Source organism: Alteromonas antoniana, assembly GCF_019249295.1.
GTDB classification, from domain to species: domain Bacteria; phylum Pseudomonadota; class Gammaproteobacteria; order Enterobacterales; family Alteromonadaceae; genus Alteromonas; species Alteromonas antoniana.
Genome location: NZ_JAESDH010000004.1, coordinates 35,243 through 48,893, shown reverse-complemented (window position 1 = coordinate 48,893; position 13,651 = coordinate 35,243). Strand labels below are relative to the sequence as shown.

Here is a 13,651-nt window from a genome sequence, read left to right as displayed (position 1 = left end):
ATGAGCAGATTGACCAGCCAGCCTGCCTGGCAACGTCTTTCACAACTTGCCGCCACGGTAAGAGATACACATATGCGCGACTGGTTTGCCGATGACCCGTCGCGTGCATCAATAATGCAAACCGAAGCCTGCGGCCTGTTTCTCGACTATTCGAAAAACCGCGTTACCACCGAGGTAATGGACACACTGGCTGCACTTGCTGACGCACAAGGCGTAGAAACCCAGCGACAAGCCATGTTTAGTGGTGACCACATCAATAGCACCGAAGACCGCGCGGTTTTACATACCGCACTGCGTAATTTCTCTGGTGAACCCGTGTATGTGGACGGCGAAAATGTGATGCCAGAAGTGCTGGCAACTCTGGACAAGATGGAAGCCTTTACGAAAGCCATCCACAGTGGCGAGCATAAAGGCTACACCGGAAAAGCCATTAAGCATATCGTTGCCATCGGTATAGGCGGTTCATTCCTGGGTCCGAAGATCATGACCGAGGCGTTGAAGCCCTACACCTCAGATGCAGTGAAAGTACATTTCGTTGCTAACGTCGATGGTTGCCACATCCACGATGTACTGAGTTCGCTGGATCATGAAGATACGCTTATCGTGATGTCTTCTAAATCCTTCTCCACGCAGGAAACACTGCAGAACACGCTGTCAGCAAAAGACTGGTTTTTAAAAGCGGGCGGCTCTCAGCAGGATATTGCCAAGCACTTTGTCGCCGTATCGTCTAACGTGAAGGCTGCAACAGAGTTTGGCATTGCAGAAGAAAACATCTTCCCGATGTGGGACTGGGTGGGTGGACGCTATTCATTGTGGTCTGCCATTGGTTTGCCAATTTCTCTGGCCCTGGGCTTTGAGAATTTTAAAGGCTTACTGGAAGGTGCACACGAAATGGACAACCATTTTAAATCTGCACCATTTCAAAGCAACATGCCCGTTATCCTCGCGATGCTGGGTGTATGGTATCGCAACTTCTTTGAAGCGCAATCGCATGTCATGTTGCCTTACTACCATTATCTGCGCGGACTGCCTGCGTACGTCCAGCAGCTGGATATGGAAAGTAATGGTAAACAGGTGACGCAGTCCGGGACGCCGGTTGATTATCCGACAGGCCCGATTATCTGGGGAAGCGAAGGCACCAATGGTCAACATAGTTTCCACCAATTGATCCATCAGGGCTCAGGCATTATCCCTGCTGACTTCATCATGCCGCTGACAGTGCCGAATCAGGACGATACGCACCATGCCATGCTGGCCTCAAACTGCTTTGGTCAAACGCAGGCATTAATGCAGGGTAAAACCTTTGAAGAGTGCTATGCAGACCTTGATGGCAAAGGTCTTACAGACGATGAGCGCACACGTCTGGCACATCACAAAACCATGCCGGGCAACAAGCCCAGCAACACAATTTTGTTCGAAAAACTGGATCCGTTCACACTTGGCGCGCTGGTTGCTATGTATGAACATAAGGTTTTCGTTCAGGGTGTTGTCTGGGAGCTGAACTCGTTTGACCAATGGGGCGTAGAGTTAGGAAAAGTCCTTGGCAATCAAGTTCTTGCAGGTATTCAGGGCGAAAAAGACAGCAGCGCGTTTGATACATCCACGCAGCAGTTGATTGAACGCTTCAGACACACCAATGCACCAAAATAAGGATATTTTAACTCGACAGAGTTAAAAAAGGTGCATGCTGACACGGCCGCGAGGCGGCCGTTCTACGCTGGATGATAACCACTGTAATCAGAATGTCACAATGTGTTAATAAAAAGTAAACTTACTTGTTTTATTTTCATCGTGGCTGTGATACAAAATTGTACAGAAGGATTAGATAAAACCTCTGTACTGTTGTTAGTGGTAATAAAAAGGAGATCCTCGTGGATAAGTCAGATCTATTTGCCATGCTTGATATTGAAACCAGTTCAGCTAAAACGAAAAGTAAAAAGCGTAAATGGAGAGAAATTGAAGCCCTGCAAGATCGCTTCGCTCTGGAGAAAGAGTTGTCAGAGTTAGATTGCGGATTTGAATACGAGTTAGAGACTCTGGAAAGATAAACAAACGGCCGCCTGATGATTCAGGCGGCCTTTTTACTTTTCAGACAGTATCTCGACCTAGTCGCAGCCACTAAGCAGCGACTCAAATAAAGACGCTCACAATGAAAACGTGACTGAAGGCGCAGGAATGTGTGTCTGCGGTTATCTGTTGGTTGATATTGTCAGTGTGGCGAAGCGTTGTACTGTTTACGCTCTGTACTGCCATGTTACGCAGAGAACGTAATATATGCCGTAATGGTTTACTGCGTGCGTTAGCCGTACTGTCTGATGAGTATACCTACCCAGGGTAATGTGAGTACCTGAGGCAGAGTCCGAAATCCCTGAGGATGCTGTTACGGGAGAGGATACTATCACCGATTTCTGCTGTCAGCGGTGCAAGCGAGCATCAATGACATAATCTGCAAGCCATTACCTTGGCATTTCTCAGCGCGTTAGTTATGCCCCCCGCTTATACAGATTCCACTTACTACAACTTTGCTATGATGTGTGCTCAGCACGAAGGAAGCGGATTGGTATTACACCTGCCAGTTAATCGGCTGTTTCCCCTTTGCCTGTAGATAGGCGTTAGCCTGGCTGAAATGCTTACAGCCTAAAAAGCCTCTGTGGGCTGATAACGGCGACGGATGCGGCGCTTCCAGAACCTGATGCCGGTCACGGTCGACGGCCCTCCCCTTCTTTTGCGCATGGCTTCCCCACAGCATAAATACGACATCCTCACAGGCCTGGTTCACGGCATCAATCACGGCATCGGTGAAGGTTTCCCATCCAAATTTAGCATGACTGTGCGCTTTGCCCTGCTCCACGGTCAAAACCGTATTAAGCAGCAGCACGCCCTGCTCTGCCCAAGGCATCAGATATCCATGCTCTGGTATACGAAAACCGTCCAGATCAGCAGCCAGTTCTTTGTACATGTTTTTCAGCGATGGCGGTATTTTCACTCCCGGCTGAACAGAAAAGCTCAGGCCGTGCGCCTGCTTCGGGCCATGATAGGGATCCTGCCCTAAAATTACGACTTTCACCGAATCAAGCGGCGTAGCGTCAAGCGCATTAAAAACCAGTTCCCTGGGTGGATAAATTATTTTTCCCGCTGCACGTTCAGCGTCAACACGTTGCATCAGGGCCTGAAAATAGGGCTTTTCTTTTTCAGGCCCAAGCAGCGATTGCCAGGTTTGCGTCATGACAACACGTCAAACATGTGCTTTTTCAGGGCCTCATAAGTGTTCGGTAACGTGACTGCCAGACTGTCCTTACCGGCAACATCGGCGAGCGCTTTTGGCAGATGCAGTGGCGATCCCAGAACGTTTTCCACCGTTTCGCGGAATTTCGCCGGATGCGCTGTACCCAGAAACAGGCCTGTTTCTCCCGGTTCCAAATCATGACTTACCGCGCGATAAGCTATGGCAGCATGGGGTTCGCTGGTATAGCCCGCCTGAGCAAGTTGTCGCATCGCCAGTTGAGTGTATTCTTCATCTACCGACTCTCCTTTCAGGCACGCCTTATCGATATAGCCTTGCTCTACCAGCGCTTCAATCCGCGGCCAGTTATTTGGCTGGCTTACATCCATGGCATTAGACATGGTTGCCACGGTTGATTTCGGATCCCATTCGCCCGTCTTCAGATAACGGGGAACCGTATCGTTGAGATTAGTTGCGGCAATAAAGCGCTTAATCGGCAGTCCCATCGCTTTGGCAATCATACCCGCAGTCAGGTTACCGAAGTTGCCGCTAGGCACAGAAACCACGAGTTCCTTACGCGCTTCCTCAGACAGCTGACTCACTGCCTCAAAGTAATAACAAACCTGCGCCAGCAGACGACTGATATTAATTGAGTTAGCTGAGTTCAGGTGCAGTCCGTCACGGACATCAGGATCGTCAAACGCGGTTTTCACCAGAGACTGGCAGGCATCAAAGTCAGACTCGATGGCCACCGTGTGGATATTGTCACCCAGTGTAGTAAACAGCTTTTCCTGCAGGGCACTGATTTTTCCTTTCGGAAACAGGATCACGACATTGATATTCTCAATCCCGTGAAACGCCCGTGCCACGGCGGCGCCGGTATCGCCCGATGTCGCGGTAAGTATCGTCACGGGTTTGCCTTCGCTGATCCGCGATAATGTCTGCGCCATAAAGCGGCCACCGAAGTCTTTAAAGGCCAAGGTAGGGCCATGAAACAACTCCAGCGTATAAATGTTATCTTTCACCTGTGTGACAGGCGCGGGAAAGGTGAAGGCAGTATTCACAATCTCTTCTAGCTCACCCTCATTCAGTTCATTCCCGATGAGAGCACGCAGGATCCGTATGCTACGCTCGGCAAATGGCAACGCGAGCAAGCCATCGACATCATCCAGTGACGGTATATGCGTAGGAAAGTACAGCCCCTGATTCTTGCCCAGGCCACGTTTTACTGCTTCTGAAAACGATGCGGTGTCCTGCGCATCTTTTAAATTGACCAATTCCACAATGTCACCTTTTCTAAATTATCGGTATCGACGTAAACGTTCTGCACCACGCCGTCATTCTGACAGCATTGTCTGCGCAGTGTACGTCATGACTTCGCTACTGCACCTTGTGCAGGGATTCGACACACATGGCTAAAGCCATCGTCGTTTTGTATATAGTTCGCATCCAGCCAACCGGCGATCTGCTGTGCCTGTTGCTTATCGTTGCAGACGGCAAACACCGTCGGGCCCGAGCCGGAAATTCCAAATGCCAGAGCCCCGTTTGTCATACTATACGCCCGTGCTTCATCGAACCCGGGAAGCAGAGATTTGCGATAAGGTTCGGCGATCACATCCTGCATAACGGATGCTGCCATAGTGGCATCACCCGCATGCAGCGCATGCACAAACACGCCTAACTGACGGCCAAATGTGAGCGCCGTTGGCACAGGCACCGTCTTGGGCAAAATGTCTCTGGCAGCGGAGGTCGATACACTGATACCTGAATAGCAGGCTACCCAGTACCAGTCTTCAATCACGGGTAACTTCACAGTTACTGGCGACGGTGCGCCGGTCATTAACGTCATGCCTCCCTGATAACAGGGCGCAACGTTGTCATAGTGGATACTGCCGCTGATTTGTCCTTCCAACGCGCCCATCATGGTAAGTAACGTATCCTCATCAAACACGCTATCAACATACACATTCAGGGCATGAAAGGCCGCCACTATAGAGCTGGCGCTAGACCCAAGCCCACTGCCTATTGGCAGATTTTTATTCAGCGTTAACGCGACAACAGGTGCTTCGACGCCTTTTTTCACCAGTGCGTCACAAAAATAATGATAGCAACGGGTAACGATGTTGGTATCAGGATCCGCTGGCAGTTTATGCGCAAAGGGGCCGGAAACCGTTAACGAGAAAGCGCCGGCCTGCTCAACAATAACTTCATCTCCCAGCGACGTACCATCTATCGGCTCCAGCGCGGCGCCCAGCACATCAAAACCCAGGCTCACATTACCAATTGAGGCTGGTGCATACGCACTCACTTTTTTCATTACAACTTCCTCAACGTGTCAGTGGGCCATCTGTTTCCACGGCATGGTTCGTAATACATCGGCAAACACACCTGCCGCGGTTACCGTGCCACCCGCGCCATAACCACGAATTACATAAGGGATTGGCTGATAATAATCTGAGCTGATTGCCAGTGCATTCTCACCGTCTTTTACTGCCGAAAGCGGGTTGTCAGCGGGGACGGCCTGAATAGTAACCTTACACTTTTCGCCTTCGATTGAGCCAATATAGCGCAAGACCTTACCTTCGGCTTTGGCGGCTTCTACACGATCATTAAATGCACTGTCCAATTCAGGCAGCTGGCGCATAAATTCATCAATACTGCAGTCTTCTGCAAAACCGTCCGGTAATACGGATTCAATCTCAATGTCTGACAACTCAAGTTCTAAATCCGCTTCACGGGCCATAATCAACAGTTTTCTGGCCACGTCCATACCACTTAGGTCATCACGCGGGTCGGGCTCAGTAAAGCCATTTTGCTTCGCCGACTCGGTGGCTTCAGACAGTGTCATGCCCTCTTCCAGCTTACCGAAAACATAAGAAAGGCTGCCTGATAAAATGCCCTCGAAACGATGCAGTACATCACCGGCACTGAACAGCTTTTGCAGATTATCGATTACCGGCAACCCTGCCCCTACGGTGGTTTCGTAAAGGTACTGGCGATTAGTACGAAGCGCGGTTTTCTTAAGCTGGCGATAGTAACCCAGTGAACCGGTATTGGCTTTTTTGTTTGGCGTCACTACGTGAAAACCGTTTTCCATCATTTCCACATATTGTGTGGCAACTGCCTCATGACTGGTGCAATCCACAATGACCGGATTGACCAGACTGTTGTCGTTTACAAAGTTTGCCACAGCTTCAATCGAAAATGACGCGCCGGACTCATCCAGCTTGCCTTTCCAGTCGTTGCTGACATCAATGCCGTGTTTGTCCAGCAGTAACTTTCTGCTGTTCGCGATACCGTAGACCCGCAACTGAATATTGCGTTTTAACAAAGCCGGTTGCTGCTTGGCTATCTGGCTTAGCAGCTCTGTGCCTACATTGCCACACCCTACCAGAAAGACGTCAATGGTATGGCGATCGCTGAAAAAATTCTGGTGAATCACGCGAACCGCTTTTTTCGCGCGCTTGCTTTCTATAACAGTAGAAATGGAACGCTCAGAAGATCCCTGGGCAATCGCCACATTGTTAACCCGTGCCTGCGCCAGAGAATTAAAGAAGCGTGCAGCCAGCCCTTTGGTCTGGCGCATGCCGTCACCCACCAGCGTGACGATAGACAAGTCGTGGCGAACCTCAATCGGATCCAGCAACTGATTCTGCAGCTCAAGCGCAAAGGCATCTTCCAACAGGTTCTGCGCACGTACCGCATCTTTACTCTGAATACAGAAACTGATGCTGTATTCCGATGAAGACTGCGTGATAAGGCTAATAGAGATGTTGGCATTGGACATCACTTCGAATACCCGGCTTGCCATACCTACCATGCCTTTTAATCCCGGACCAGCCACGTTAAACATGGTGACATCATCAAGCTGTGAAATGCCTTTCACCGACGTCCACACCGAACTGGCTTCATTGCTGATTAGCGTGCCGGGGGCGGCGGGGTTTAATGTATTGCGGATGAGACAGGGAATATGATGCTGGGCGATAGGACCGATGGTTTTGGGATGCAGCACTTTGGCACCAAAATAGGACAGTTCCATAGCTTCTTGGTAAGTGAGCTTATCCAGAAGCACTGCCCCTTCGACCTGATTCGGATCGGCGTTGTACACTCCATCCACATCCGTCCAGATTTCACAGCAGGACGCATCGATGCAGGCCGCCAGTACCGCGGCGGAATAATCCGAACCATTGCGCCCCAGCGTGACTTTCTCACCGTCTTCATTAGCAGCAACAAATCCGGGCATGACCAGCAGCTTAGAACCATCCGCGGGAATATCCGCAAAGCGGGCTTTGCTTAGTGCCACATCGGCGATGCTGTCCAGATAATCCCCTTCGGCAAGAATGTGATAAACAGGATCGATTACCTGGTTAGTTATGCCTTTGCTGCTTAAGATAGCACTGAACAGGGTGACACTGATGTATTCACCAATACTTAAAATACCAGCGCTTACCGCATCCGGTGCCACGCTCAGTAGTTTAATTCCTTCAAGATGCTGCGTTAACGTTGCCAGATGACCGTCAATATAGTCACTGACGCGGGCATGTTCGTAACCGTCCAGCTGGGCGTTAAGCTCGTCGTTTATCCCTTTTACGGTCGTCGCCAGTTTTTCCAGCAAGGGCTGATAATCCTGATTACCAGCAGCTTGCTCACACAGCAATGACAGCGCGTTGGTGACGCCTTTGGGAGCCGAGAGCACAACCGCAGCACCGTCGGTTTGGTGTGTGGTCGTGCTAATCTCTGTCACACGCAGATAACGTGTTGCATCGGCTAGAGACGATCCACCAAACTTTAAGACTTTCATGTGTTGCTCCTTCATATTACGCCCGTCAATTCTTACAGCGATTTAGGTAAAAAAAAACCCGCTCTCTCTGAGGGCGGGCTTTCGGTGTCTGTTGCTATTGCGCACTAGCCAGCGACCGCCCTCCTTGAGGTGGTAATAATCATGCCGGTGGTGCGAATCATTGTTCTCTTTTTCATGGGTTCAATTTGCCGTATAGACGTCTATCTGTCAACCGTAAGGCCGATAAAAAACCGTTTTTTCTGATCTTTTTCTTTATTAAGCTGCATTTCTGTCACGAATTACAGAAAACAAACGATGACAATTAGATTACCGCTTATCTATTTTCGATTAATTTAGGATATACATAACAAATTTCAAATTTAGCCATCTATACCGCCAAAACATCACCTGGCTAGCTTTTCTCCTAAATCTGCCAGCGAAGTGATCTGACCTGCAACGAACCGGGAATGCATCTTACTTGTAAAGTAACGTGTCCAATCAGGAGAAAGTCATGGAGCAAAAAATTATTCTCATCACTGGTGCGTCCAGCGGGATAGGAGAAGCAACCGCCAGACGTCTGGTATCAGATGGCCATAAGGTCGCGTTAACCGCGCGCAGCGTGGACAAACTGAATGCACTGGCTAAGGAGCTGGGGAGCGACAATGCGCTGGCGGTGCCTGCCGATGCCACAGACTACTCAGCGACCAAGTCGGTAACCGAGAAAACCGTTGAGCATTATGGTCGTCTTGACGCCGTTTTTGCTAATGCCGGAACCGGTGTCTCTACACCCGGCACACAGGATGGCGATCCGGAAGAGTGGGACAACATGATAGACATTAATATCAAAGCCCTGCTCTGGTCAGCAAAAGCCGCGATGCCGCACCTTAAAAAAACCACGGGTCACTTTATTCTGACCAGTTCCGCCGCGGGACGTATGAGCATAAAAGGCTCCATCTACGGCGCGACCAAATGGTTTGCCTATGGGTTCGGACGCAATCTGGCTGAGGAAATGGCAGCGTGGCAGGGCCGCTGCACTACGATTTGTCCGGGTATGGTGAATACGCCGTTTTTTGATGAACCAAAAGAAGACAAATTGCAGCCTGAAGATGTCGCTGACGCTGTAGCTTACGCTATTAATGCTGACAGCAGAAATAATGTCAGGGAAGTGTTTCTGATGCCCTCGAAAATGGGCTGAGTAAAAGATTACCCTAACCGGCGAGCGCTTCGGTAAGAATAAAACCGTAGCGCTCCAGCACAGATTGCAGTGCAGGCTGAGACACCGGCTTTGGCAGAAAGTCCAGCGCGCCAAGACTCATTACCTTTTCGCGTTGCTGAGGCTGAATATCGCCAGACACTACAATGACAAACACTTCAATACCCTGTGCTTTAATCGCTTCGAGAACGGCAACACCATCCATTTCCGGCATGGTCAGATCCAATAACATCAAATCCATACGGTTTTGCATCAGCACGTCCATGCCTTCAGCGCCGTTTGCGGCCTGAAATACATTTTCGGCAAATCCGTCAGGAAGGCTCTTTACTGCCATTTTTCTTGCCAGCGAAGAGTCGTCACAAACTAATACATTGAAGCTCACAATGGTGTCCTTTTCGGCTTTCTGCGGTTACCTGAACAAAGAAAACCAGCCGGTTAACATCACGTAACGTGCACTTACCGTACCCAAAAACCGTCGATTAGGAAAGCAAAATTCAACTTTAGTATCAAGACGCTTTGCCACAGTCGTATTGTGGTACGCTAAAGCCGAATCACCGGAGGAAAGTCAATGAGCGACCTGGGCCTGCCAAGAAAGGTAGCATATCTGATTATCAGCAGCTTCGACAAAAGCTATCGCTGGTTTACCCGCATCACCCGGGGAGCACAGCACCGCTTCGAGGCCGCGCAATGGAAAGAAACGCAAAGCGCGTCCCGCGAGCGGATAACGATTTACGAGCAAAGTCTGGCCGATGCGGTGGCTGAAATTTACCATCTCATTGAAGTGCATCAGAAGGATGATGCTTTCTGGCAGCAGATGAAAAAAAACTATGCAAGGTTACTGGAAGGTCACCCACAGTTTGAACTGGCAGAAACCTTCTACAATTCGGTTATCGGGCGCATATTCAGGCACCGTAAAATTGATGACAGCGTCATGTTTATGCTGCCAAGCCGCTGTTTTTTGCCAGGTCAGGACCGACATAATATCATCAATAGCTTCGATACCACCACCACGGTACGGGAGATGTATGAATCTATTTTCAACATCTACCGGTTCAATATTCCGTTTGAAGATTACGAGCGCGACCTGCAGCACCTCGAAACCGCATTGCGCGAGCGCCTCAGTCGTGAACAGCTTGCCAGCGTAGTGGCGGTTGAGTTACTCAAACCGGTCTTTTTCCGGGGAAAAGCAGCTTATATGATTGGACGTATCTGCATGCCTGAAGAAACGCTACCGTTTGTCATCGCCCTGCAAAATAATGAATCGCCCGCGATCGTTATCGACGCGTTACTGACTGACCGCAAAGATCTCAGCGTGATATTTGGTTTTGCCAGAAGCTATTTTATGACAGATACCCAGTACCCTGCTGAAACAGTGGCATTTTTGCAGGAACTGTTACCCAATAAAAAGCACTTTGAACTGTATATGGCACTGGGTCACTTTAAGCACGGTAAAACGGTGTTCTACCGTAACTTTCTGCAACATCTGGACAGCAGCGACGACCATTTCGAGGCTGCTCCGGGGACCCGTGGCCTGGTTATGATGGTATTTCACCTTCCCTCCTACGGCGTGGTTTTTAAGATCATTAAGGACGAGTTTGCGGAAAGTAAGAAAATCACCCGCGAGCATGTGAAAGACTGCTACCGGCTGGTGAAGATGACCGACCGGGTCGGTCGCATGGCAGACACGCACGAATACGTAAACTTTCGATTTCCTCTCGACCGGATATCACCGGCATTACTCAGCGAATTACAGGAAACCTGTGCCTCCAGCCTGGAGTTCTGTGGTGACGAGTTGATCGTCAAACACATGTATGCCGAGCGTAAAATGACGCCACTGAACCTGTACCTGCAACAGGAAACCGATCCGGATAAAATCCATAACGCCATCAATGAACTTGGTCTCTGCATTAAGCAAATTGCACTGGCGAATATCTTTCCCGGCGACATGCTTCATAAAAACTTTGGCATCACCCGCCACGGCAGAGTGATTTTTTATGATTACGATGAAATTTGTCTGATGAGCGAGCGCAATTTCCGGGAGCTGCCAAAGTCAGACGATCCCTACGCCCTGGATACCCTGTCGGTAGCGCCCAATGATGTTTTTCCGGAACAGTTTGAGCACTTCATTGTGGGTAAAAAACAGTTCAAAGATATTCTGAAATCGCTTCACGGCGATCTTATGACACCAGAGTACTGGCGGGAAGTTCAGGCGATTACGGCGAAAGGTGAAGTCCAGAATTTCACGCCCTACAATCCGCAGATGCGTTTTCCACGTGAGTCCACCTGACCACTGCGGCAAAAGTGATCGGAACACTCACCGGCAGGGTAATACAGATAGAAAACAGGAAACCCTTCTGGGATGGATTCAGACTATGTATACGGTAAAGTACAATGAAAGTGTTAGTAATTGAAGATGATGTAACCGTTGCAGAAAACATTGAGCAGGGAATGCGCACTGCAGGTCATCTTTGCGACATATGCCATGACGGAGAGCAAGGCCTTTATCAGGCCATGACGCAGGAACACGACCTGATTGTGTTGGATATTATGCTGCCTTCTATCGACGGAATGAGTATTCTCGATGCCCTTCGTAAAGAAGAAATACTCACGCCGGTTTTGCTGCTCAGCGCCAAAAGCAACGTAGATGATAAAGTCAAAGGCCTGCGTAGCGGTGCCAATGATTATCTGACCAAACCTTTCGCTTTTGAAGAATTACTAGCCCGCGCTGAGGGTCTCGCTGGCCGTAAAGCTGACGCCGATGATGCCACGCAGGTGAAAGTCGGCGACCTGATCTTAGACCGCCTGAACCGCAAGGTCACCCGCGGCGATACTGAAATTGAATTGCAGTCCAAAGAGTTCCAGCTTCTTGAGTGCTTGTTGCGTCACCGCGGAAAAGTGGTAACCCGCAGTATGCTGCTGGAACATGTGTGGAATTACCATTTTGATCCCCAGACTAACGTTATCGATGTTCACATCAGCAGGTTACGACAAAAGGTAGATAAAACCTTCAACGTACCGTTAATTGAAACCGTCAGAGGCACGGGCTACCGGATATCGGAAGACCTGCAGTGATTGCGATTGGAACTTTCACCCGAAGTTCAAGCTTCCGGGTGGGAGTGATACTCGCCAGTCTTTCCATAGCCGCCATTCTTTTTGTCCTTTACACCTGGAAAGTGTCCAGCGGTGACAGTCTGCTACGCGAAGCAAGGTCAGCTCTGAATGCTGACACATTGCTGTTGCGCACGTTGCACGAGCATGTCCCCGCATCAGCCCTTCAGGCAAAAATTGCTGATGCCTTTTCAGACGACCCCGCTCCGCCGCTTTACGCAATAAAATCGCCGGATGCCACCTTGCTGGCAAGTAACATCTCGCGCTGGCCGAGCAGTGTCACATCAGAGCAGCGCAATGGCACCATGCCCATCTCTCCCGATGGGAGTCCTGATACCCACATTGATACGCTCTATCAGGTAGTAGAGTTGCAGGATGGCAGCCTGCTTTTTACAGGTAGAAATATTGATGAGCTCAATACCGCCCAGTGGATTGCACAGACATTCGGCTGGCTGGTCGTGGCATTATTAAGCATAGTTTGCGTACTAAGCTTTACTGTTGCGCTTTATGTAGTGAATCGTATCAATCGCATGTCGGAAACCGCAGACAATATCATCCGGACTGGCAGCCTTAAAGAGCGTCTGGAAATAGACAGCAACTGGGATGACCTGAGTCAGCTAGCTGTTATGTTCAATGGCATGCTGGACAAAATTGAAGCGTCGGTCGACAACATTAAAAGTGTTACCGATGCGATTGCCCATGATCTCAGAACCCCGCTATCCCGATTGCGCGGCACGCTGGAGAACATCGATGATCCGGCGCTGCGCGACCGGGCCACATCAGAGGCTGATACTATTCTCAACATGTTTAACAGCTTGTTGCGCATCAGTGATATTGAATCGAAACGTCAGCGTCAGGGCTTTACTGAACTAAAATTACATACCATCGTCGCCGATGTTATCGAGCTGTATCAGCCAGTGATGGAATGCCAGGAAATGCCTTTAGCTACCAACATTGGCGAGGTGACGATGACCGGCGACCCCAACCTGCTCTTTCAGGCTGTGACAAATGCCATCGATAATGCAATTAAATATGCCGGCGCAGGCAAACGTATTGAGGTCTCCTTACGGCATACACCAACGCGCTATATATTGACGATTTATGATAATGGACCAGGGATCGAAGAGGCTGAATTCAGCCATCTTGAGCGCCGGTTCTACCGTGCATCTGCCAGTCGGACGTCACAGGGTAATGGTCTTGGTTTATCTTTGGTTTCAGCCATTGTCGCCTTACACAACGGTGACGTCTGGTTTGTAGACGATCCCCTCTGTGAAGGTTCAGGCTTTGGTATCGTGTTCAGCTTCCCCAAATAACACTGTCAGCATGA

General features: G+C 49.7%; 11 protein-coding genes. 6 read left to right on the top strand and 5 right to left on the bottom strand.

The genetic code is table 11. The features are described from left to right. Together pgi and JKP77_RS04280 are read left to right on the top strand one after the other, a co-directional pair. Positions 1-1,650, top strand: a complete 1,650-nt coding sequence (pgi, locus tag JKP77_RS04285; RefSeq protein ID WP_218309964.1) for a glucose-6-phosphate isomerase — start codon at positions 1-3, stop codon at positions 1,648-1,650. A gap of 221 nt (positions 1,651-1,871) precedes the next feature. Further along, positions 1,872-2,048 carry a DUF3545 family protein gene (locus JKP77_RS04280; RefSeq protein WP_218309963.1) on the top strand — a complete coding sequence of 59 codons (177 nt, stop codon included), beginning with the start codon at positions 1,872-1,874 and terminating at the stop codon, positions 2,046-2,048. 515 nt (positions 2,049-2,563) lie between these two features. Here JKP77_RS04280 and ung read toward each other — a convergent pair. The 4 genes from ung to thrA all read right to left on the bottom strand — a co-directional run bounded on the left by ung (position 2,564) and on the right by thrA (position 8,024). After that, positions 2,564-3,226, bottom strand: coding sequence for a uracil-DNA glycosylase (ung, locus tag JKP77_RS04275; RefSeq protein WP_218309962.1), 663 nt, complete (start codon positions 3,224-3,226; stop codon positions 2,564-2,566). After that, a complete protein-coding gene (thrC, locus tag JKP77_RS04270; RefSeq protein ID WP_218309961.1) occupies positions 3,223-4,506 on the bottom strand; it encodes a threonine synthase in 1,284 nt (427 codons plus the stop codon). The genes ung and thrC overlap by 4 nt, the downstream gene beginning before the upstream one ends. An 86-nt stretch (positions 4,507-4,592) precedes the next feature. Beyond that, positions 4,593-5,540: a homoserine kinase gene (gene thrB, locus JKP77_RS04265; protein WP_218309960.1), complete on the bottom strand. Its 948-nt coding sequence runs from the start codon at positions 5,538-5,540 to the stop codon at positions 4,593-4,595. Positions 5,541-5,558: 18 nt separating this feature from the next. Further along, positions 5,559-8,024 carry a bifunctional aspartate kinase/homoserine dehydrogenase I gene (gene thrA, locus JKP77_RS04260; RefSeq protein WP_218309959.1) on the bottom strand — a complete coding sequence of 822 codons (2,466 nt, stop codon included), beginning with the start codon at positions 8,022-8,024 and terminating at the stop codon, positions 5,559-5,561. Between the two features lie 490 nt (positions 8,025-8,514). Here thrA and JKP77_RS04255 point away from each other — a divergent pair, with 490 nt between their 5' ends. After that, positions 8,515-9,198 carry an SDR family oxidoreductase gene (locus JKP77_RS04255; protein WP_218309958.1) on the top strand — a complete coding sequence of 228 codons (684 nt, stop codon included), beginning with the start codon at positions 8,515-8,517 and terminating at the stop codon, positions 9,196-9,198. Positions 9,199-9,211: 13 nt separating this feature from the next. Here the strand turns inward: JKP77_RS04255 and JKP77_RS04250 are convergent, their stop codons facing one another. Next, a complete protein-coding gene (locus JKP77_RS04250) occupies positions 9,212-9,598 on the bottom strand; it encodes a response regulator (RefSeq protein WP_218309957.1) in 387 nt (128 codons plus the stop codon). A gap of 186 nt (positions 9,599-9,784) precedes the next feature. Between JKP77_RS04250 and aceK the strand changes: the two genes are divergently transcribed. The 3 genes from aceK (at position 9,785) to JKP77_RS22660 (ending at position 13,637) form a co-directional block, all read left to right on the top strand. Then, positions 9,785-11,503 carry a bifunctional isocitrate dehydrogenase kinase/phosphatase gene (gene aceK / locus JKP77_RS04245; RefSeq protein WP_218309956.1) on the top strand — a complete coding sequence of 573 codons (1,719 nt, stop codon included), beginning with the start codon at positions 9,785-9,787 and terminating at the stop codon, positions 11,501-11,503. 104 nt (positions 11,504-11,607) lie between these two features. After that, entirely contained in the window at positions 11,608-12,288 is a 681-nt protein-coding gene (locus JKP77_RS04240; RefSeq protein WP_218309955.1) for a response regulator transcription factor, read from the top strand. Then, positions 12,285-13,637, top strand: coding sequence for a sensor histidine kinase (locus JKP77_RS22660; protein ID WP_218309954.1), 1,353 nt, complete (start codon positions 12,285-12,287; stop codon positions 13,635-13,637). Before JKP77_RS04240 ends, JKP77_RS22660 begins: the two co-directional genes overlap by 4 nt. The last annotated feature ends 14 nt before the right edge of the window (positions 13,638-13,651 follow it).